The following is a 21,822-nucleotide window of genomic DNA, read 5'->3' on the forward strand; positions in this document are numbered from 1 at the left end:
CGTTACAATACAGGTTTCCTAGCGGATTTCGGCGCTGTTTGCCATATGGTCCGCGTGAAACGGGACCACGGCACCGACCCCGCCAGACGGGGGCGGTGTCACCGTGTCAGCGGACCACCAGCACCGAAATATTGGCGTTTCGCACCACCTTGTTGGCATAGGACCCGACTAGCAGGGTCTGCAGCTCGTTCGGGGGATGGGACGCCATCATGATCAGATCGGCCTCGTACTCCGCAGCCGAGCGCAGGATCGCCTCGGGCACATGTCCGTGACCGACGTGCACCTTGACCTGTGTGTTCCCCGGCGCATGCTCCTTGGCGAAATCGGCAAGGTCGCTTTTCAGCTTTTCCATGGCCTTGCGTTCGAACCCTTCGGGCAGAAAGGTTGAAACCACCCCGGCGCCAATGTCGTGGACGATCCCCAGCAGGTGGACCTCGCCACTGTCCCCGGCATAGTGCACCGCCAAAGGAAACGTCTTTTCCCAGCTTTCGCGATGGTTCAGGTCGATTGGAAGAAGAATTTTCTTGTACATGGTCTTCTCTCCTTTAGGCCATTGCCGGTTCACGTCGCCCGGCGCGGGCGCGCTGCAACATGACGACAAGGGCCAGCAAGATCAGGGCAGGGATGAACATCCAGTATTTCGAGGGTTGATCGATCGGAACCAACACCTCTTCGACCTTCTGATCCCAGTCGAACCCGGCTTCGGCCGCGGGGCTGCCAAAGGCGGCATTGTCGATGATGACCTCTTCGCCGTTGACGATGAAATCAAGCCCAGAGGCGCTTAGGCGGTCCACGCCATTGTCCCCTTCGCCCACCGGCAATAGGGCGGTGAAGGTCACCGGATCCCCGACCGAGTTCAGCCCGCTTACCTTGAGCCGCAATTTTTCTCCCACATCCGCCGTCATCGCCGCCTGCTCCAGCTGGGCGGGTGGCAAGCTTTCATAGGGCGGGGCGACCATGTCCATCCAGAACCCCGGACGGAAGAAGGTAAAGGCGATCAGCAACAGCGCGATGGTCTCATAAAACCGGTTGCGGGTCAGGAACCACCCTTGCGTCGCGGCGGCGAAGAGCAGCATCGCGATTGTGGCGACCACAAAGACAAGTATGCCTTGCCCCCATCCCACGTTGATCAGCAACAGATCGGTGTTGAAGATGAACAGGAACGGCAAGGCCGCCGTGCGCAAGCTGTAGAAAAACGCCACAACCCCTGTGCGGATCGGATCACCGCCCGACACAGCCGCCGCCGCAAAGGACGCGAGGCCAACGGGCGGGGTCACATCCGCCATGATGCCGAAATAGAACACGAACAGATGCACCGCGATCAGCGGCACGATCAGACCGTTCTGCTGACCCAGGGTGACGATCACCGGGGCCAGCAGGGCCGACACGACGATATAGTTCGCCGTGGTCGGCAGCCCCATCCCGAGGATCAGCGACAGGATCGCCGTCAGCACGAGGATGGCCATGATGTTGCCACCCGACAAAACCTCGACCACATCGGCTAGGGACGACCCCACGCCGGTCTGGCTGACCGCGCCGACAATGATCCCGGCCGTCGCCGTGGCGATGCCGATACCGATCATGTTGCGTGCACCGGCGACCAGACCTTCGATCAGGTCACTGAAGCCTTCGCGCATCGCGATCCCGGTGTCGCCCTGACCGCGCAGAATCGCCATCAGCGGGCGCTGTGTGAGCAGGATGAACACCATGAAGGCAGCCGCCCAAAAGGCCGACAGACCCGGCGACAGGCGGTCAATCATCAGCGCCCAGACCAGAACCACGACCGGCAACAGGAAATGCAGCCCCGACCGGATGGTCGGACCGGGCAGGGGCAATTCGGTCACCGGCGCATTGGGGTCTTCCAACTCCAGCGGCTCCTCTTTCGAGGCGATCTTCAACAGACCGACGTAGACCGCGATCAGGAAGACAAAAACCACATACCCGGCATAGGCGCCGAATGCGGGGCGTATCCAGCCCATGCCGTAATAAACCGCAAAGCTGAGTCCGCAGATCACCGCGATGGTAAAGGCCAGGCTGATCAGCCAGGCCACCAGCGGTTTGGGTTCATAGGCGCGCGGCAGGCCCTCCATCCCGGCCTTCATCGCCTCAAGATGCACGATATAGACCAGCGCGATGTAGGAAATTACCGCAGGGACAAAGGCGTGTTTGACCACGTCGAAATAGGGGATACCCACGTATTCCACCATCAGGAAGGCGGCGGCCCCCATGACGGGCGGCATGATCTGCCCGTTCACGGAGGAGGCCACTTCGACCGCGCCGGCCTTTTCCGAGGAAAAGCCGACCCGCTTCATCAGCGGAATGGTAAAGGTGCCGGTAGTGACCACGTTTGCGATGGACGAACCCGAGATGAGCCCGGTCATGGCCGAGGAAACCACGGCCGCCTTGGCCGGACCGCCCCGCATGTGGCCCATCAGGCTGAACGCGACCTGGATGAAATAATTGCCGGCGCCGGCCTTGTCCAAAAGCGAGCCGAACAGCACGAACAGGAAGACGAAGGAGGTCGAAACCCCCAGCGCGATGCCAAACACACCTTCGGTCGTGATCCACTGGTGGTTCACCACCTCGCTCAGGTTGTTGCCCTTGTGGGCGATGATGCCAGGCATGAGTGGGCCGAGGAATGTATAAGCCAGAAACACGGTCGCCACGATCATCAGCGCCGGTCCAAGTGCGCGTCGCGTCGCCTCGAGCAGCAGTAGAATGCCGATCACCGCGACGACATAGTCCTGCAGGATCGGCGCGCCGACGCGCTGCGCAATGCCGTCATAGAAGAAATAGAGATACAGCGCGGCCGCAGCCCCGATGATTGCCAGCGCCCATTCCCAGGGCGGTATCCATGTCTTGGGCGACCCCAGCAGGATCGCGGCGATCACGGTCAGCCCGATCACCGGAATCCACCAGATCGGCACGCCTTCCTTGGCGCCATAGACAAACAGAACAGTCAGCAGCGCGGGGACAAGGACCGCAAGCCCCAGCTGTGCGGGGGTGCGCGCCGCCGGATAGGCCGCAAAGGCCAGAAACAGGGCGAAAGCCAGATGGATCGAGCGGGCTTCGGTGTCGTTGAAGACGCCCCAGCCGATTATGAAGGGGATCGGCGATGCGATCCAGAGTTGAAACAGGGACCAGATCAGGGCGACGATCAGGATGAACGTGCCTATTGCTCCGGACGGAGATCGGCCCCCCGTATCGGAAGAGGCGACAAGTTCGTCGAGTTCTTCCTGAGTAAGCCCACCTTTGCCAGCCGCCTCGTTTTCAACGGCTGCCGCTTCGAACTGATTTTCGTCGCTCATTGCGCTGTCCCTCGCTGAACATGGATAGGGCCTGCACAGGGGATGTTAACCGGCACAAGCCAAAGGGCGGCCCCGCCTGTGCGGGACCGCCTGTGTTCAAGTCATGACGGGCAAGTTACTCGATCCAACCGCGTTCGCGGTAATACTTCTCCGCGCCCGGATGCAGCGGGGCCGACAGACCGTCTGCGATCATGTCCGCCTCTTGCAGATTGGCAAATGCCGGGTGCAATCCCTTGAACCGCTCGAAATTGTCGAATACGGCCTTGACCACGGTATAGACGACGTCGTCGGCCACATCGGCCGAGGTTACAAAGGTCGCCTTGACCCCGAATGTCTGAACATCGTCATCGTTGCCCTTGTAGAGGCCGCCCGGAATGGTGGCCTTGGCATAGTAAGGGTTACCATTCACCAGCTTGTCGATGGCATCACCGGTCACGTTGACCAGTTTGGCATCAACGGTGGATGTCGCTTCCTGAATCGAGCCGTTCGGGTGACCCACGGTGTAAACGATGGCGTCCACCTTGTTGTCGCCCAGGGCTGCTGACTGTTCAGCAGGCTTGAGTTCGGACGCCAGTGCGAAGTCGGCGCTTGATTTGCCCATTGCCTCCAGAACGACGTCCATCGTGGCGCGCTGACCGGACCCGGGGTTGCCGACGTTCACGCGTTTGCCGAACAGATCGTCAAAATTGTTCACGCCGGAATCAGCGCGAGCAACCACGGTGAAGGGTTCGCCATGCACCGAGAACACGGCGCGCAGATTGTCGAATTTGGCGCCTTCGAACTGGGACGATCCGTTGTAAGCGTGGAACTGCCAGTCGGACTGGGCGACGCCCATGTCCATGTCACCTGCCTTGATGGCGTTGATGTTGGCAATTGATCCGCCGGTCGACGGGGCCGTGCATTTCAGACCGTGATCTGCCGAGCCCCGGTTTACGAGACGGCAGATAGACTGCCCGACAACGAAATAGACACCGGTCTGGCCACCGGTTCCGATGGTGATGAAACGCTCCTGCGCTCCGGCCACCTGACCGCTGAGCGCCGCAGCGAACGCAAAGGCGGAAAATTTCCAAAGTTTCATACTGATCTCCCTATGTTTGTTACATTATTGAACAGAGGTTACCGCATCCGTCCGATTTTATGAGGACAGCCTAGCACAAGCTGTTTACGCTACAACTTTATTTGATTTCGACATTGTTCTTCGGTTTGAGAGGGATTGTTGAAAAAAACGAAACGATGCCGATTCAACAGTGGCAAACCGCTTGTTTTTCGCCCGGATCAAAGCCCCGCCCGCGGTGTAAAATCACCTGTCACAGGATGCGATGGCCGCCGAAATCCGGCATCGGGGGCCGGTCGCCCAAACAGAAAATTGTCGTAAATTTAGCGAATCGAGGCAGGGAAGGTCGGTTTTGGAGAGGTTTTTTTAACGCCGTTTGCGCAGTGATCGCCGCAGCTTTAAGCTGATGGAAACACCGGGTCCTGTTTAACATCTCATGCCCGGGCTCACAGGACATAAGGAACCTGAAATGTCCCACGTATTTCCCCGCCATTCCCGGCAGCAACCGCCGGTCGCCGTTGCAGGCGAAGGGTGTTATCTGATCGATGCCTCCGGCAAGCGGTATCTTGACGGCTCTGGCGGCGCGGCCGTGTCCTGTCTGGGGCATGGCGACCAAGAGATCACGGCAGCCATCAAGGCGCAGTTGGACAAGGTGGCCTTTGCCCATACCGGGTTCTTCACCTCGGAACCTGCCGAGGCGCTGGCCGACCTTCTGATTGAAAACGCGCCGGGCAATCTGGACCGGGTCTATTTCGTCTCGGGCGGGTCCGAGGCGACAGAGGCCGCGATCAAGCTGGCCCGTCAGTATTGGGTGGAAAAGGGTCAGCCCCAGCGCGGCAAACTGATCGCCCGCAAGCAAAGCTATCACGGGAACACGATCGGGGCGCTGTCTGCCGGTGGCAACGAATGGCGCCGCGCTCAGTTCGCGCCGCTGCTGCTGGACGTCAGCCACATCGATCCGTGCTATGAATACCGCCTGCGCCGCGACGATGAAACGCCCGAGGACTATGGCCGCCGCGCCGCCGATGCGCTTGAGACCGAGATCCTGCGTCTTGGCCCCGAAACGGTAATGGCCTTCATGGCCGAACCGGTCGTCGGGGCAACGGCGGGGGCACTGGCCCCCGCGCCGGGATATTTCAAGCGCATCCGCGAGATTTGCGACAAATACGGCGTCTTGCTGATCCTGGACGAGGTCATGTGCGGTATGGGCCGCACCGGCACCCTGTTCGCCTGCGAACAGGACGGCGTTGCCCCCGATATCGCCTGCATCGCCAAGGGGTTGGGCGCCGGGTATCAACCCATTGGGGCGATGCTGTGCAGCTCTGAAATCTATGACACGATCGCGTCGGGCAGCGGGTTTTTCCAGCATGGCCACACCTATATCGGTCATCCGACCGCCGCTGCGGCCGGGCTGGCGGTTGTCTCGGCGATTCTGAACCGCGGTTTGCTGGGCCGGGTGCGCGAACAGGGCGACAAACTGGCGGCGCGCCTGTCAGACCGGTTTGGTCAACATCCCCATGTGGGCGACATTCGGGGCAGGGGTCTTTTCCGGGGCATCGAACTGGTTGAAAACCGCGATACCAAGGCACCTTTTGATCCCGCGCGCGGCCTTGCCGGCAAGATCAAGAAAGCCGCGTTTGATGCCGGTTTGATTTGTTATCCCATGTCGGGCACGATTGACGGGCGGCAGGGGGATCACGTTCTTTTGGCACCGCCCTTCATCATCACCGACGCCCAGCTGGACGAACTGACCGACAAGCTGGACAGCGCGATCTCATCCGTCATCTGATCCGAACTGGAAAGGTTCCAATGCAACGATATTTCGTCTTCGCGGCCACCGGAATTCTCGCGATCCTGTCGGCCATCGGGATCATGACCAGCGCGTGGTTCGTGTTGCCGCTGTTCTTGTTCGGTGGATTGTTCCTGATCGGTGTCTATGATGTCGTGCAGACCCGTCATTCGATTTTGCACAACTACCCGGTGATCGGGCACATGCGGTTCCTGTTCGAAGGCATCCGCCCTGAAATCAGGCAATACCTGATCGAAAGCGACCAGGATGAAGAACCGTTTTCCCGCGACAAGCGGTCCATCATCTATCAGCGCGCCAAGGGGGTTGAGGATAAGCGCCCCTTTGGGACGCGCCAGCGGGTTTATGATTCAGGTTATGAATGGCTGACCCATTCGGTGGTGCCGATCCATATTGCCGATCACGATTTCCGCATTCACATTGGCGGACCCGATTGCAAACAGCCCTATGATGCCTCGATCTACAACATTTCCGCGATGAGCTTTGGCTCGCTCTCGGGCAATGCCATTCTGGCCCTGAACACCGGGGCCAGAATGGGAGGCTTTGCCCATGACACGGGCGAGGGCGGGGTCAGCCGCTATCACCGTGAAGGCGGCGGCGATCTGATCTATGAAATCGGGTCCGGGTATTTCGGCTGCCGCACGCCCGAGGGGCGGTTTGACGCCGAAAAATACAGCGAACAAGCCGCACAGCCGCAGGTCAAGATGATCGAACTCAAGCTCAGCCAGGGGGCCAAGCCGGGCCATGGCGGCATGCTGCCCGCCTCCAAGATCTCCGAGGAAATCGCCGAGGCACGCGGCATCCCCATGGGGCAGGATTGCATTTCACCCGCGTCGCATCCCGAGTTTTCGACACCCATCGAACTGATGCACTTCATCGCCAAGCTGCGAGAATACGGACACGGAAAACCGGTCGGGTTCAAGTTGTGCATCGGGCACCGGCGCGAATTCATGTGCATCGTCAAGGCGATGCTGGAAACTGACATCGTACCCGATTTCATCGTGATCGACGGAAAAGAGGGCGGCACCGGCGCCGCGCCGCTGGAGTTCGCCAATCACATGGGCATGCCGCTGGTCGAGGGGCTGACCTTTGCCCATAACACCCTGCGCGGCGCGGGGTTGCGGGATCGGCTGAAACTGGGCGCATCGGGCAAGCTGGTAACCTCGTTCGACATTGCAAAGGCGCTGGCGCTGGGCGCCGACTGGGCCAATTCGGCGCGCGGGTTCATGTTTGCCATCGGGTGCATTCAGGCACAGGCCTGCCACACCAACCATTGCCCCGTCGGCGTGGCGACGCAGGACCCGCTGCGCCAGCGGGCGTTGAACGTGCCCAACAAGTCCGAACGCGTCAGCCGGTTCCACAACAACACGTTGAAAGCCTTGGCAGAAATGACCGGCGCCGCCGGTCTGGCCCATCCCGGCGATTTTCGCCCGCATCACCTTTTGATGCGGGAAAGCGATCGGGACATGGTGACCGGCGAAGAAGTGTATCCCTACCTGCCAGAGGGCTTTCTGCTGCGCGAGGAAGAGGATGAATTCGGCTATCTGGGTCGCTGGAACCGCGCGCGGGCGCAGGCATTTGAACCTTTTGATGTCGTGTGATCGGAGACTGATATGAGCGACCCGCTGATCCTGAACCCCATCCAGGACGAAGTCTGGCCGGACCAGATTTCAGACATGAAATCCGGGTTTGCCGGCGGTTTGAATGTCTATCGCACCATGGCCCATCACCCCGAATTGCTGCGGGCCTGGGCCGGTCTGCGCGATCATATCGTGAACCACACTGCGCTGGGCCCTGAACGGGCCGAAGTCGTGATTCTGCGTGCCGGTTTTCGGCTCGGCTCCAGCTATGAATGGTCCCAGCATGTGATCCGCGCGCGAAAATGCGGGCTGGACGATGCGCGCATCGCGGCGTTGTGCGGTGACGCCGAAAACGTGAACCCCGAAGACGAGGTGATCGTGCGTGCCGTGGATGAATTGATCCTGCACGCCCGGCTGGGCACATCAACGCGGGATGAGCTGGCGGCCCTGACGGGCAAGGCCGGCGTGCTGGATCTGATGGCAACTGTCGGATTTTATTCGACGCTCGGGTTCATCCTGAACACGTTCGAAACGCCGCTCGATGACGATATTGTGGCGCAACTGATCGCGACTCCGTTTCAGGAACCGGACAAGTAACCTGCAAAGACGGCAGATGTGACGGGCGGCATGGCGCCGCGGAACGCCTTGCCCACGCTTGACAAGGTCATGGTGTGCTGTGCAGATGCCCCATCGTTGGTGCCTGAGACGTGCAGGTGAAAAGGGAATGTGACAGGTTCGCAAGGACCCAAGCACAGCCGCCCCCGCGACCGTGACCGGAGAGGTCGCCCGATGCCACTGGCCCAGACCGGGAAGGCAGGGCGATCGCCAGGGACCAAGGCCCTGACATCCGCAAGCCGGGAGACCTGCCAGCGCAAGATGACGTGAACCAGACGGGGTGTTCTGGTGACGGGTCCGCGCCGGATTCGCCTGCTTTGCCCCTGTCCCGAATGATGATGAATGGGCTTGGACGTGAGCGAACGTGACGAAACCGACACCCCGGCAGTGACCGAATTGCTGATCTGCACAACCTGCCGCATGGGCCTGCCCATCGAGGATGACGCCCAACGCCCGGGCGCGTTGCTGCATGACGCGCTCAGCGAAATGGACTGGCCCGCGGGCGTGACCCTGAAGCCGGTCGAATGCCTGTCGAACTGTTCGCAGGGCTGTTCTGTCGTGCTGCGCGGCGGGGGCGGGCGGTGGACCTATGTCTACGGCAAGCTGGATGCCGACATGGCCAAGGTCGTCCATGAGGGCGCAACCAAATATCACGCGACCGCCGATGGGCTGGTGCCCTGGCGCGAGCGTCCCGAACACTTCCGCAAAAACTGTATCGCGCGCATTCCGCCGCAGGAGCTTTGAAACCTATGACCGATCTTGCCAAACTTCCCGTCACCGTGATCACCGGGTTTCTGGGGTCCGGGAAAACGACCCTGATCCGCCACCTGATGCAAAACCCGCAGGGCAAGCGCCTGGCCGTGATCGTCAATGAATTCGGCGATGTGGGTGTGGATGGCGAAATTCTGAAATCCTGCGCCATTCCCGACTGCCCCGAGGAAAACATCCTTGAACTGGCCAATGGCTGTATCTGCTGCACGGTGGCGGATGATTTCATCCCGACGATCGAGGCGCTGATGGCGATGGAGCCGCGCCCCGAGCATATCCTGATCGAAACTTCGGGTCTTGCGCTTCCCAAACCTCTGCTCAAGGCGTTCGACTGGCCCGATATCCGGTCGCGCATTACGGTGGACGGGGTGATCGCACTGGCCGATGCCGAGGCTGTGGCCGCCGGGCGGTTTGCGCCCAACGTGGCGGCGGTGGATGCACAGCGCGCTGCCGATGACAGTCTGGACCACGAGACACCGCTGTCCGAGGTGTTCGAGGATCAGATCTCCTGTGCCGACATCATCCTGCTGACCAAGCCTGATCTGGCCGGGGCCGACGGGGTTAGCCGTGCCAAAGAGGTGATCGCCGCCGAGGCACCGCGCCCGCTGCCGGTGGTCGAGGTTGCCGAAGGTGCGGTTGATCCGCGTGTCATTCTGGGGCTTGGGGCCGCGGCCGAGGACGACATGGATGCGCGCCCCAGCCATCATGACGTGGCCCATGACCACGATCACGAAGATTTCGAAAGCATCGTGATCGACCTGCCCGAAATCACCGATCCCGCCGATCTGACGGCCCGGATCGAAGCGCTGGCCAAATCCCAGAACATCCTGCGGGTCAAGGGATATGCCGCCGTCGCGGGCAAGCCGATGCGCCTTTTGGTGCAGGCGGTTGGTGCGCGGGTGCGCAGCCAGTTTGATCGCAAATGGAAGGCGGATGAACCGCGTCAGGGCCGACTGGTCGTGATTGCCGAACATGACGACATCAACCCGGATGCGATCCGGGCCGCACTGGTCGGTTAAGGCAGGCCGATGCACGTCGTCTTTCGCGAAAGCCACGGGCTGGAGGAAACGGAGACCCCGACCGATCTGGGCCAAAGCCCGGCCGAGTTGGTGGTGCTTTCTTTTTCCGACAGTGACCTTGGGGCTTTTGCGGCAGGCTGGCATCGGGCGCTGAAGGCAGGCAGTGCCTTGCCCACACTGCGCCTGGCCAATCTGGCGGCGCTGAAACATCCGCTGTCGGTGGATACCTATCTGGAACAGACGCTTGAGGGCGCACAGGGCATCCTGATCCGGCTGATCGGCGGGTTGCCATACTGGGCCTATGGCATTCAGCAGGTCGAACAGCTGGCCCGACGCAAGGGTATCGCGCTGGCCGTTCTGCCGGCCGACGGGCGGCCCGATGCGCGGCTGGACGAGGTGTCGACCCTGCCGGTTTCCACGCTGAAACGTCTGGCGCATTTATGCGATACAGGCGGGCCGGTTTCGGCGCAGGCGGCGCTTGCCCAACTTGCTCTGGCGGCGGGTCTTTATGCGGGTCCCGTGCGCGGCAGCAAGGTCTTGCCCCAAGTCGGGGCTTGGACACCCGAGGATGGGGTGATCTGCCCGGTCGCGGCCTTTGACCCGGTCAGCACGAAACCCCGCGTGGTCCTGAGCTTTTACCGCGCCTATCTGAGCGCGGCGGACACAGGGCCGGTCGAGGCTCTGTTTGGTGCGCTACGGACGCGCGGCTTCGATGTGGCAGCGGTGTTTGCTCCATCGCTCAAGGCGCCCGAGGCCGCCGGGTGGCTGGCGCGACAGGTGCGCAGCCTGTCGCCTGATGCGATCATCAACGTGACCTCGTTTTCCGGCAAGGGCGCGAATGGGCAATCGCCTCTGGACGTCGCAGGGGTGCCGGTGTTCCAGATCGCATTGGCCACGTCGACCCAATCGGCCTGGGCCGAGGCCGAGCGCGGGCTGTCGCCCGCCGATCTGGCCATGCACGTCGTCCTGCCCGAGGTCGATGGACGCATTTTCGCCGGTGTCGCCTCGTTCAAGGAACCGGGCGCGCGGGATGAGGTGCTGGAATTTTCACGCTTCGCCCACCAGCCCCAGGCCGAGCGGATCGAGGCGATCTGCGATCGGGTGGCGCGCTGGGTGTCTTTGGCCCGCACCCCCAATGCAGACAAGTCGCCGGTTCTGGTGTTGTCGACCTATCCCGGCAAGGACTGGCAGATGGCCCATGCCGTGGGGTTGGATGCGCTGGCCTCGACCGATGCAATCCTGCGCCAGATGGGCGCGGACGGGTGGGATGCCGCGCCCGGAGCGCCATTGGAACAGTCGCTGGGTGAGGAGCGCATCAGCTGGCCACTGGCTGACTATCTGGCTGCGCTCGAAGGTTTGCCGCAATCCCTGCGCGATGATTTGACAGCCGCTTGGGGGGCGCCGCAGGACGACCCGGCGGTATCGGACGGGCAGGTGCATTTCGCGGCGACGCGCCGGGGCAGGGCGCTGGTCGCGCTGCAGCCCGAACGCGGTGTGCCCGCACAGCGCGAAGATGAGTATCACGATCTGTCGCGCGTGCCGTGCCATGGCTATGTCGCATTTTACCTGTGGCTGCGCGATGCGGTCCGGGCGGACGCGTTGATCCATATCGGGGCGCATGGGACGCTGGAATGGCTGCCGGGGAAATCCGTGGCCCTGTCCGGGGCCTGCTGGCCCGAGGCGCTGATTGGCGATCTGCCGGTGATTTATCCGTTCATCGTGAACGACCCGGGCGAGGCGGCTCAGGCCAAACGCCGGATCGGCGCGGTGACGCTGGGCCATCTGCCGCCGCCGATGAAGGACAGCGGCACACCGGAACGGTTCGTGCGGCTTGAAACGCTGTTGGACGAGTTTTCTAATGCCGACGGGCTGGACCCGCGCCGGCGCAACCGGTTGCAACAGGATATCCGCGACGAGGCACAGGCGCTGGGGGTCGAGGCCGATCTGGGTCTGAACGCCGCCACCAGCCCGGCCGAGGCGATCACCTGCATCGACCGGTTTGTCTGTGACATCAAGGAAAGCCAGTTCGGCGACGGGCTGCATATCTTTGGTCAACTGGCCGAGAGCGCTCCGTTTGATACCGTGGCATCTGCCGAGGGTGAACGCAGCGCATTGGGGGCGGCCCTTTCCGGTCGGCGGATTGCGGCGGGGCCATCAGGCTCGCCCTATCGCGGACGGACAGACGTTTTGCCCACCGGGCGCAACCTGTTCACCACCGATCCGCGCGCGGTTCCGACGCGGTCGGCCTATGCACAGGGCGTGAAGCTGGCCGAGGAACTGGTGCGCCGGCATTTGCAGGACGAAGGCGATTACCCCAAGGGGCTGGTTGTGGACCTCTGGGGCTCGGCCACGATGCGCACGGCGGGCGAGGAATTTGCCATGGCCCTGCATCTGCTGGGGGCCAAGCCGGTCTGGGACGACGGATCGGAACGGGTGTCAGGGGTCGAAATCCTGCCGCTGACCCTGTTGGACCGGCCCCGTCTGGATGTGACCCTGCGGGTGTCGGGCCTGTTCCGCGATGTGTTTCCCACGCTTTCGGCCCTGTTTGCCCAGGCCGTGCGCGCACTGACCGCACGGGACGAGGCGGCGGATTGGAACCCCTATGCTGGCCGCGCGCCCGAAGGCCGCGTATTTGGACCGGCGCCGGGCAGCTACGGGTTGGGCATGGGCGGCTTGGGCGAAGAATTCGACCCTTCCAGCCGCGCTGCCGCCGGTCAGGCCTGGCTGGATGCCAGCGCCTGGGCTCTGGACGGTGACCGTGTTCACCGAGATGCTGAAGGGATCGCCGCGCGGGTAAAACAGGCCGACAGTTTCGTGCATTTGCAGGACCTGCCGGAAACCGATCTTTTGCTTGCGGCGGACTACGCCGTGCATGAGGCTGGGTTCGCGGCGGCCAAGTCGGTGACCGGCGGGGCACGCGCGGCGCTCTATCACCTGGACAATACGGTTCCGGACCGCCCCCGCGCACGGGCCTTGCCCGAGGAAATCGCCCGCGTCGTGCGCGCCCGTGCGGTCAACCCCGCATGGATTTCCGGGATGGAACGGCATGGGTTTCGCGGTGCGGCGGAAATTGCTGCAACGCTTGATCACATGGCGGCGTTTTCCAACCTTGCCGACGCGGTGCAGCCGCATCTTTTCGACCTTTATTTCGACGCTACACTGGGCGATCCGCATGTGTCGGCCTTCCTGCAGCATGCCAACCCACAGGCCTATCGCGCCATGCTCGATCAGTTTTCTGCATTGAACGCCGCCGGTCTGTGGGAGACCCGGCGCAATTCAATCCTTGCGCAACTGGGTGGCGGGGCATGAGCGCGCCGGTGATCAAGGGATGGTGCCCCGGCGCCCATCGTCCGATGATGTCGGGCGACGGTCTGGTGGTGCGGGTCCGCCCCTATCTGGCCCATCTTGAAGCAGCCCAAGTGCGGGGGCTGTGCGATCTGGCGCTGCGGTACGGGAATGGCACGCTGGACCTGACCTCGCGCGCGAACCTGCAAATCCGCGGCATGGCCGCGGGCGATCACATGGCGCTGCTGCAGGAGCTTGACGCGCTGGGGCTGATTGATGCGGACCCGGCGGTGGAGGGGCACCGCAATATCCTGATCGCCCATGACTGGGAGGCGGGCGATCTGACCGAACGGCTTGGCCGCACCCTGTTGGCGCGTCTGCCCGCATTGCCAGAGCTGCCCGAAAAGATTGGCTATGCCATCGACACCGGGGCCAGCGCGCAGCTTCAGGCAGGCTCGGCCGATTTCCGGTTCGAACTGGCCGGGGACGATGGTTTGATCCTGCGTGCCGATGGGGCGGGCCTGGGCAAGCGGATTACCGAAGAAACGGCCATGGACGACCTTGCTGCGCTGATCGGCTGGTTCGTTGAGACGGGTGGCCCGGCGGCCGGGCGCATGGCGCGGCATTTGAAATCCGTGCCTTTACCGGAAGATTGGCAAGATACCGCGCAGCGCGTGGCGCGTGCGCCTTTGGTGCCGGGCGCCGCCCCGGGGGGCGTGGTTCTTGGTGCCGCCTTTGGCCAGATCGATGCAAAGGCGCTGCAATCATTGATGGATACCAGTGGCGCGCAGGCCGTGCGCCTGATGACCCGCCGAATGTTCCAGCTGCGCGGCGTGCAGGTGGATGCCGCACCGGGGTTCGTGACCCGGCCCAATGATCCCATCCTGTTTGCCCATGCCTGTCCCGGCGCGCCGTTCTGCCCGCAGGCCGAAACCGAAACCCGCGATACCGCCACGCGGCTGGCTGCTGCCTTGCCCAATGGCGCGACGCTGCACGTGTCGGGCTGCCCCAAGGGCTGTGCGCATCCGCGCGCGGCGGACGTGACGCTTGTAGGGCGGGCGGGCGCATTCGACCTTGTCTTGAATGGCGCGCCGTGGGATGAGCCGACGCGCCGCGCAATGGACCCTGACCAGATGCCTGACCTGACCGAGTTGACCTGATGCCATATGAATACGAAACCGACGGGGCCGCGATTTACAAGCAGTCCTTTGCAACCATCCGCGCCGAGGCGGATCTGGCCCGGTTCACCCCGGAGGAAGAGGTCGTTGCCGTCCGCATGATCCATGCCGCCGGGATGGTGGGTCTGGAAAAATACACTCGTTTCTCGCCCGATTTTGCCGTGGCGGCGCGGGCAGCGCTGGAAAATGGTGCGCCCATCCTGTGCGATGCGCGCATGGTGAGCGAGGGCGTCACACGTACCCGTCTGCCGGCCGACAACCCGGTCATTTGCACCCTGCATGACGAGGGCGTGCGCGAACTGGCCGCCGAGATGGGCAACACCCGCTCCGCCGCCGCGCTCGAGCTGTGGCGCCCACACCTTGCGGGTGCTTTGGTTGCCATCGGCAATGCGCCCACAGCTCTTTTCCATCTGCTCAACATGCTCGAAGACCCCGGCTGCCCACGCCCTGCGGCCATTATCGGCTGTCCGGTCGGCTTTGTTGGCGCGATGGAATCCAAGGATGCGCTCTGGGTGGCCCAACCAGTGCCCTGCGCCATTGTCGAAGGGCGTCTGGGCGGCAGCGCCATTACCGTGGCCGCGATTAACGCCGTTGCGAGCCGCAAGGAATGAGCGGCGGTGTGATATATGGCGTCGGGCTGGGGCCAGGCGACCAAGACCTGATGAGCGTGCGGGCCGACCGGTTGTTGCGCGGGGCCAAACACGTGGCGTTTTTCCGCAAGGCGGGCCGGTCGGGGCAGGCGCGCAAGATCGTCGAAGGCATGTTGCGCGACGACGTGATTGAATTCCCGATGGAATATCCGGTCACAACCGAAATCCCGCTGGATGATCCGCGCTATAACCAAATCCTGTCAGCGTTTTACGAAGACTGCGTGGCGCATCTGCGCGCGCTGGCCGAAGCGGGCGAGGATGTCGTTGTTCTGTGTGAGGGTGACCCGTTTTTCTACGGCTCTTTCATGCACTTACATTCGCGTCTTAAAGATGATTGCGATGTGCGTGTCGTACCTGCGATCACCGGCATGTCCGGGGCGTGGACAGCCACGGGCCAGCCGATCACATGGGGCGATGATGTTCTGACTGTTCTGATGGGTACCTTGCCCGAGGACGACCTGATCCGTCACATGAAAGCGACCGATGCGCTGGTCGTTATGAAAATCGGGCGCAATATCAACAAGGTGCGTCGCGCCCTTGAAGCTGCGGGTTTGACAGAACGCGCCTATATCATCGAATATGCCACGATGGAGGGACAGACCGTGACCCGGCTGGCCGAGGTGGGGCATAAGGTAACACCTTATTTCTCGATCATCGTGGTACATGGGCAGGGCCGCCGCCCATGACAGGGCGGCTGGTCATAGCCGGGCTTGGCCCCGGTGCGGATGATCTGGTGACGCCGCAGGTCAGCGAGGCGCTGGCGCAGGCCACGGATGTGATTGGCTATATTCCTTACGTGGCGCGGATTTCGCCGCGCGCGGGGCTGACCCTGCACCCGAGTGACAACCGCGTGGAACTGGACCGGTCTCGGCACGCGTTGGAACTCGCGGCGGAAGGGAAGTCGGTTGTGGTGGTGTCCTCAGGGGATCCGGGGGTCTTTGCCATGGCTTCGGCAGTGTTCGAGGCGCTGGAGGACGGCCCCGACGCATGGCGTGACATCCAGATTGACGTTTTGCCCGGGATCACCGCGATGCTGGCGGCCTCGGCGCGGGCCGGTGCGCCGCTGGGGCACGATTTCTGCGCCATCAACCTGAGTGACAACCTGAAACCTTGGGCGCTGATCGAAAAACGCCTTAAGCTGGCTGTCGAGGCGGATTTTGCCATGGCCTTTTACAACCCGCGTTCAAAATCGCGCCCCGAAGGGTTCGGCAAGGCGCTGTCCCTGCTGCAAGAGGCATGTGGCGATGATCGCCCGATCATCTTTGCCCGTGCGGTTTCAACGCCCGACGAAATCATCCGCTGGGTGCCATTGTCCCAAGCCACGCCCGAGATGGCGGATATGCGGACGGTGGTCTTGCTTGGCAACAGTGCGACACGCGTGATTGAGCGCGATCAGGGGCCGGTGATCTATACGCCGCGCTCGGTGCCGGAATGAGCGATCCAGTCCAGAACATCGGCGACACTGTGCAACTCGTTCCGCTGGGGCAAGGCGGGGCGGTCGATCATCAGAACGGGGATGTTCAGGGCGCGCGCGGCGTCGATCTTGGCCCGTGCGCCGATGCCGCCAGCATTCTTGGCGACCAGCAGGTCGATTTTGTGTTTGGCCATCAGGGCGGTATCGTCGGCAACCGTGAACGGGCCGCGCGAAATCACCGTGTGAAAATCGGCGAAAGGCAGTTTACCTTCGGTTGGATCGACCAGCCGCAAAAGGTAAAAGTGATCCGGCGCGGTTGCGAACTGATCCAGATGCATGCGCCCGATGGCCAGCATGACGCGCCGTTTGGCGCCATCCAGCGCGGCCACGGCGGCGGGGATGTCGGGGACCGTGGTCCAGCGATCGCCGGGTTGCGCCACCCACGGCGCCCGGGTCAGCGCGACCAGCGGGATGTTGCAGGCCGCGCAGGCCTCCACCGCATTGCGGCTCATCTGGGCGGCGAAGGGGTGCGTTGCATCGACAACATGGGTGATGCGATTTTCGCGCAGGTATTCGGCCAGGCCGTCGGCCCCGCCAAAGCCGCCGATGCGCGTGGGCAGGGGCTGGCGTTTGGGGCGTTCGACGCGCCCGGCATAGGAAAACGTGCCGCAAATGCCCCGTTCCCCAAGCATATTGGCCAGGGCGGTGGCCTCGGTCGTGCCGCCAAGAACAAGCAGGTTGGGGGCCATGTCTGACACTCCGTGGTTGACCATCATCGGTCTGGGCGAAGATGGCCCGGATGGCCTGAATCCTTCCGCCCGTCAAGCCTTGGACGCGGCAGAAATCGTCATGGGGCCGCCCCGGCATCTGGGACTGCTGCCGGATCTGGCAGGCGCGCGTGTCGAATGGCCGGTGCCGTTCGCCGATGGCGTTCCGCAGTTGCTGAATTATCGCGGGCGCAGGGTCGTCGTGCTCGCCTCGGGCGATCCATTCTGGTTCGGGGCAGGGGCGGTTCTTGCGCGGGAATTACCGACCAGCGAATGGCAGGCCATTCCAGCGTCTTCGGTGTTTTCTCTGGCGGCGGCGCGGATGGGCTGGCCGCTGGAAACCACCCAGTGCATCGGGCTACACGCGGCGCCGTTTGCGCGGCTGCGGGGCGATCTGGCGCCGGGGATGCGCGCGATTGTGCTGTTGCGCGATGGCGCGGCGATAGGTGATTTTGCGCGATGGATCACCGAACAGGGGTTCGGCGACAGCGCGCTGATGGTGATGGAGGCGCTGGGCGGCCCGCGTGAGCGTGTGCGCCAGACGACTGCCGCCGGGTTTGACCTGACCGATGTGTCGCATCCGGTCTGCGTGGGGTTGAGTTGTGCCGGGGCGGGCAGGGTTCTACCGCTGTCCTCGGGGCGGGCAGATGATTGGTTCGACAATGACGGGCAGATCACCAAACGCCCGGTGCGGGCGCTGACCCTGTCGGCACTGGCTCCGCGCCGGGGCGAACATCTGTGGGACATCGGCGGCGGATCGGGATCGATCGGGATCGAATGGGTGCTGAGCGGGCCAACGACCCGCGCCACCGCGATCGAGCCACAGGGCGCGCGGGCCGGGCGCATTGGCGCAAATGCCGCACGGCTGGGCGTCGAGCACCGGTTGCAGGTCGTCGAAGGAACCGCGCCTGAGGCTTTGGCCGGGCTGGAGACACCGGATGCCGTGTTCATTGGCGGCGGGCTGAGCGATGAGATGCTGCACGCGATATGGGCGCAGGTGCCAAAGGGGACACGGATCGTGGCCAATGCTGTCACGCTTGAGGCCGAGGCCACATTGGCGAAATGGCACAATGACAAGGGTGGTGATATGCTGAGGATTGAACTGGCCCAGTCTGCACCGCTGGGCCGTAAACGCGGCTGGAAGGCTGCTTATCCTATCGTTCAATGGAGCGTTGAGATATGAGTGTTGCAGGATTTGGATTTCGCGCCGATGTGACCATGGAAAGCCTGCGCTCGGCGCTGGAACAGGCGCAGGGGGACGAGCCGATCACGGCGCTGGCCGCGCCGCGGGACAAGGCGACGACGCCGGTGTTCATCGAATTTGCGGCGGCGCTGAAACTGCCGGTCGTGGCGGTGGATGCCGGGCAGATGCAGGCGGCGGAAACGGCGACACAATCAACCAAGGTTTTCGAAAAACGCGGCACCGGCAGCGTGGCCGAGGCCGTGGCGCTGGTGGGGGCGGGGTATCATTCGCAGCTGAAGGCGCCGCGTGCGGTATCCTCGGATCACATGGCCACCTGCGCAATTGCCAAACAACAGGAAGAAGAATGACCGTTCATTTCGTCGGCGCCGGTCCGGGCGCGCCTGATCTGCTGACCTTGCGGGGGCGCGACATCATCGCATCCTGCCCGGTGTGTCTTTATGCCGGATCGCTGGTGCCCGAGGCCATTTTGGACCATTGCCCGCCCGGCGCGCGGATCATCAACACCGCGCCGCTTGATCTGGATGCGATCATCGCGGAATGCCGCGCCGCGCATGAGGCGGGGCAGGATGTCGTGCGGCTGCATTCGGGCGATCTGTCCGTCTGGTCGGCCATGGGTGAACAACTGCGCCGGTTGCGGGCCGAAGGCATTCCGGTCAGCGTCACCCCCGGTGTGCCGTCCTTTGCTGCCGCGGCGGCCGCTTTGGGCACCGAACTGACCCTGCCGGGACTGGCCCAATCGGTGGTTCTGACCCGCACGCCGGGGCGCGCCTCGTCCATGCCCGAGGGTGAGAGTCTGAGCAATTTCGCAGCCACCGGCGCGACGCTCGCGATTCATCTGTCGATTCACAATCTGGCCGGCGTCGTCGCCGATCTGGTCCCAGCCTATGGTGCAGAGTGCCCGGTTGCGGTGGTTTATCGGGCTAGCTGGCCCGAGCAGAAGATCCTGCGCGGCACGCTGGGCGATATCGAGGCGCAGATGAGCGCCGAGATCGAGCGCACGGCGCTGATCCTGGTGGGGCCGGCGCTGGCGGGTGAGGGGTTTGACGAAAGTTGCCTCTATTCAACGGATTACGACCGAAGATTCAGGCCAAATTCGGCGACGGGGGCCGTGTGGAAATGACCAATCCACCGGGGTTTCTGGTCTCTGCGCCCAGTTCGGGCACGGGCAAGACCACGGTCATGCTGGGCCTGTTGCGCGCCTTTGCCGAGGATGGTCTGGCGGTGCAACCGTTCAAGAGCGGGCCGGATTATATCGACCCGGCCTTTCATCTGGCGGCGGCGGGGCGGCCCAGTTTCAATCTTGATAGCTGGGCCATGGGCAATGATCTATGGTCTGCCATTTCCGCGCGCCAGCAAGGCGCCGATCTGGTCATCGCCGAAGGGTCGATGGGCCTGTTTGATGGGGTCGCCTATGCGGGCGCGACTGGCCATGGCACCAGCGCGGAAACCGCCGCGCGCATGGGCTGGCCCGTCATTCTGGTGATCGATGTGAGCGGTCAGGCGCAATCGGCGGCGGCAACGGCGCTGGGCTTTGCCAGCTATCGCGATGACGTGAATGTTGCGGGCGCGATCCTGAACCGGGTGGCCAGCCCCCGGCATGAACGGCTGACGCGGCTGGGCATGGAAAAGGTGGGGCTGAAGGTATTCGGCTCGCTCCCCCGCCGGGGGGATCTGGCCCTGCCGGAACGGCATTTGGGGCTGATCCAGGCCGTCGAACACCCTGACCTTGAGGCAGCGATTGCAGGTTATGCCGCGTTCCTGCGCGAACATGTGGATCTGGAGACGATCCGCGCGGCGGCGGGGTCCACAGGGGCGGCCGATACCGGCGCGCGCCTGCCCAAACCACCCGCACAGCGCATCGCACTGGCGCGCGACGCGGCGTTTTCGTTCACCTATCCACATATCCTGGAAGGGTGGCGCGCGGCTGGGGCCGAGGTTTTGCCTTTTTCACCGCTCGCCGACGAGGCCCCGGATGACAGTGCCGATCTGGTCTGGCTGCCGGGGGGATACCCGGAATTGCATGCCGGCCGACTGGCAGCGGCGGAAAAATTCCGCGCCGGGTTGCGCCGTCATGCCGAAACCAAACCCGTTCATGGCGAATGCGGCGGGTACATGGCGTTGGGCGAGGCGCTGATCGACAAAGAGGGCATGCGCCACCAGATGGCGGGGTTGCTCGGTCTTGTGACCAGTTACGAGAAACGCAAATTCCATTTGGGTTATCGTTTGGCACGGCTCAATGCACCGATGCCGGGGTTTGCGGCGGGGGCGGCGCTGCGCGGGCATGAATTTCATTACTCGACCATTCTGGAAGAACCCGATGCCCCCCTGGCCGAAGTCCTAGATGCCGAAGGCGCGCCCGTGCCCGAAACCGGGTCGCGCAAGGGCAATGTGACGGGGACGTTTTTCCACCTGATCGCCGAGGCGCAGGGATGAGCGGGTTTGTCAGCTTTGTCGGCTCGGGTCCCGGGGACCCGGAATTGCTGACGCTGAAAGCGGTGGATCGTCTGAAACGCGCCGATGCGATCCTGTTCGATGATCTGTCCTCGGGGCCGATCCTGTCGCATGCGGCGGCAGGGGCCGATCTGGTCGGCGTGGGCAAACGCGCCGGGCGGCCATCGCCCAAGCAGGACCACGTCAGCCGGTTACTGGTCGATTACGCCAGTTCGGGCGCGCGGGTTGTGCGTCTGAAAAGCGGCGACAGCGGTATTTTCGGCCGCCTTGAGGAAGAGCTGACTGCGCTGCGCGCGGCGGGAATCGAGTACGAGATCATTCCCGGTGTGCCCTCGGCCTGTGCAGCGGCGGCGGCGGCGGGCATTCCGCTGACCCGGCGGCTGACGGCGCGGCGTGTGCAATTCGTGACCGGCCATGACGTGACCGGCCAGCTGCCCGAAGGTATGAACCTGGCCGCGCTGGCCGATCCGGTGGCCACAACTGTTGTTTTCATGGGCAAACGGACCTTTCCGGCACTGGCCGAGCTGCTGTTTGCCAACGGGCTTCCGCCTGACACGCCCGCCTTGCTGGCCGAGGCGGTCAGCACCCCCGATCAGCAACTGGCCCACAGCACCGTGCAAGGGCTGGCCGAGCGGTTTGCCGGAGAACCGGGCAGTGCGCCGGCATTGATCCTTTATGGGGCGCTTGCAGACCCCTAAGCGCCGGTTTCCGCCTTGACGTGG

At 63.3% G+C, this 21,822-nt stretch carries 19 protein-coding genes and 1 riboswitch; of the genes, 15 read left to right on the top strand and 4 right to left on the bottom strand.

The window, feature by feature from the left end; all coding sequences use genetic code 11:
- Positions 1-106: 106 nt before the first annotated feature.
- The 3 genes from ACXYMO_RS11645 to ACXYMO_RS11655 form a co-directional block, all read right to left on the bottom strand.
- Positions 107-532 (bottom strand): universal stress protein, encoded by a 426-nt coding sequence (locus tag ACXYMO_RS11645; protein ID WP_458878853.1) that lies wholly within the window; start codon positions 530-532, stop codon positions 107-109.
- Positions 533-545: 13 nt separating this feature from the next.
- Positions 546-3,308 carry a TRAP transporter permease gene (locus ACXYMO_RS11650; protein WP_458878855.1) on the bottom strand — a complete coding sequence of 921 codons (2,763 nt, stop codon included), beginning with the start codon at positions 3,306-3,308 and terminating at the stop codon, positions 546-548.
- A 115-nt stretch (positions 3,309-3,423) separates the two neighbouring features.
- Complete coding sequence (locus tag ACXYMO_RS11655) at positions 3,424-4,386, bottom strand: TAXI family TRAP transporter solute-binding subunit (RefSeq protein ID WP_458878856.1); 963 nt, start codon at positions 4,384-4,386, stop codon at positions 3,424-3,426.
- Between the two features lie 445 nt (positions 4,387-4,831).
- Between ACXYMO_RS11655 and ACXYMO_RS11660 the strand changes: the two genes are divergently transcribed.
- The 10 genes from ACXYMO_RS11660 (at position 4,832) to cobJ (ending at position 16,699) form a co-directional block, all read left to right on the top strand.
- Positions 4,832-6,151, top strand: coding sequence for an aspartate aminotransferase family protein (locus ACXYMO_RS11660; RefSeq protein ID WP_458878857.1), 1,320 nt, complete (start codon positions 4,832-4,834; stop codon positions 6,149-6,151).
- Between the two features lie 20 nt (positions 6,152-6,171).
- A complete protein-coding gene (locus ACXYMO_RS11665; RefSeq protein ID WP_458878858.1) occupies positions 6,172-7,770 on the top strand; it encodes an FMN-binding glutamate synthase family protein in 1,599 nt (532 codons plus the stop codon).
- 12 nt (positions 7,771-7,782) lie between these two features.
- Positions 7,783-8,346, top strand: coding sequence for a carboxymuconolactone decarboxylase family protein (locus ACXYMO_RS11670; protein ID WP_458878859.1), 564 nt, complete (start codon positions 7,783-7,785; stop codon positions 8,344-8,346).
- An 80-nt stretch (positions 8,347-8,426) separates the two neighbouring features.
- Positions 8,427-8,634, top strand: a riboswitch (cobalamin riboswitch).
- A gap of 84 nt (positions 8,635-8,718) precedes the next feature.
- Positions 8,719-9,108: a DUF1636 family protein gene (locus ACXYMO_RS11675; protein WP_458878860.1), complete on the top strand. Its 390-nt coding sequence runs from the start codon at positions 8,719-8,721 to the stop codon at positions 9,106-9,108.
- Positions 9,109-9,113: 5 nt separating this feature from the next.
- On the top strand, positions 9,114-10,151 hold the full coding sequence (cobW, locus tag ACXYMO_RS11680; protein WP_458878861.1) for a cobalamin biosynthesis protein CobW: 1,038 nt from the start codon (positions 9,114-9,116) through the stop codon (positions 10,149-10,151).
- Between the two features lie 9 nt (positions 10,152-10,160).
- Positions 10,161-13,460 (top strand): cobaltochelatase subunit CobN, encoded by a 3,300-nt coding sequence (gene cobN, locus ACXYMO_RS11685; protein WP_458878862.1) that lies wholly within the window; start codon positions 10,161-10,163, stop codon positions 13,458-13,460.
- Positions 13,457-14,596 (top strand): cobalamin biosynthesis protein CobG, encoded by a 1,140-nt coding sequence (locus ACXYMO_RS11690; protein WP_458878863.1) that lies wholly within the window; start codon positions 13,457-13,459, stop codon positions 14,594-14,596. The genes cobN and ACXYMO_RS11690 overlap by 4 nt, the downstream gene beginning before the upstream one ends.
- Positions 14,596-15,225 carry a precorrin-8X methylmutase gene (locus ACXYMO_RS11695; protein WP_458878864.1) on the top strand — a complete coding sequence of 210 codons (630 nt, stop codon included), beginning with the start codon at positions 14,596-14,598 and terminating at the stop codon, positions 15,223-15,225. The genes ACXYMO_RS11690 and ACXYMO_RS11695 overlap by 1 nt, the downstream gene beginning before the upstream one ends.
- Positions 15,222-15,950, top strand: coding sequence for a precorrin-2 C(20)-methyltransferase (locus ACXYMO_RS11700; RefSeq protein ID WP_458878865.1), 729 nt, complete (start codon positions 15,222-15,224; stop codon positions 15,948-15,950). The genes ACXYMO_RS11695 and ACXYMO_RS11700 overlap by 4 nt, the downstream gene beginning before the upstream one ends.
- On the top strand, positions 15,947-16,699 hold the full coding sequence (gene cobJ / locus ACXYMO_RS11705) for a precorrin-3B C(17)-methyltransferase (RefSeq protein ID WP_458878866.1): 753 nt from the start codon (positions 15,947-15,949) through the stop codon (positions 16,697-16,699). The genes ACXYMO_RS11700 and cobJ overlap by 4 nt, the downstream gene beginning before the upstream one ends.
- Here the strand turns inward: cobJ and ACXYMO_RS11710 are convergent.
- The gene (locus tag ACXYMO_RS11710) at positions 16,672-17,427 is read right to left on the bottom strand and encodes a cobalt-precorrin-6A reductase (RefSeq protein ID WP_458878867.1); all 756 of its coding nucleotides are present in this window, start codon (positions 17,425-17,427) and stop codon (positions 16,672-16,674) included. The two genes, cobJ and ACXYMO_RS11710, sit on opposite strands and share 28 nt — an antisense overlap.
- Between ACXYMO_RS11710 and cbiE the strand changes: the two genes are divergently transcribed.
- From cbiE to cobA, 5 genes are read left to right on the top strand one after another with little or no spacing between them, the layout of a single operon-like run.
- Positions 17,426-18,628: a precorrin-6y C5,15-methyltransferase (decarboxylating) subunit CbiE gene (gene cbiE, locus ACXYMO_RS11715; protein ID WP_458878868.1), complete on the top strand. Its 1,203-nt coding sequence runs from the start codon at positions 17,426-17,428 to the stop codon at positions 18,626-18,628. The two genes, ACXYMO_RS11710 and cbiE, sit on opposite strands and share 2 nt — an antisense overlap.
- Positions 18,625-18,996, top strand: coding sequence for a cobalamin biosynthesis protein (locus ACXYMO_RS11720; protein ID WP_458878869.1), 372 nt, complete (start codon positions 18,625-18,627; stop codon positions 18,994-18,996). Before cbiE ends, ACXYMO_RS11720 begins: the two co-directional genes overlap by 4 nt.
- Complete coding sequence (gene cobM, locus ACXYMO_RS11725) at positions 18,993-19,769, top strand: precorrin-4 C(11)-methyltransferase (RefSeq protein ID WP_458878870.1); 777 nt, start codon at positions 18,993-18,995, stop codon at positions 19,767-19,769. The genes ACXYMO_RS11720 and cobM overlap by 4 nt, the downstream gene beginning before the upstream one ends.
- A complete protein-coding gene (locus ACXYMO_RS11730; protein WP_458878871.1) occupies positions 19,766-21,082 on the top strand; it encodes a cobyrinate a,c-diamide synthase in 1,317 nt (438 codons plus the stop codon). The genes cobM and ACXYMO_RS11730 overlap by 4 nt, the downstream gene beginning before the upstream one ends.
- Positions 21,079-21,798: a uroporphyrinogen-III C-methyltransferase gene (gene cobA / locus ACXYMO_RS11735; RefSeq protein WP_458878872.1), complete on the top strand. Its 720-nt coding sequence runs from the start codon at positions 21,079-21,081 to the stop codon at positions 21,796-21,798. Before ACXYMO_RS11730 ends, cobA begins: the two co-directional genes overlap by 4 nt.
- Positions 21,799-21,822: the final 24 nt, after the last annotated feature.

The organism is Arenibacterium sp. CAU 1754 (genome assembly GCF_054482635.1).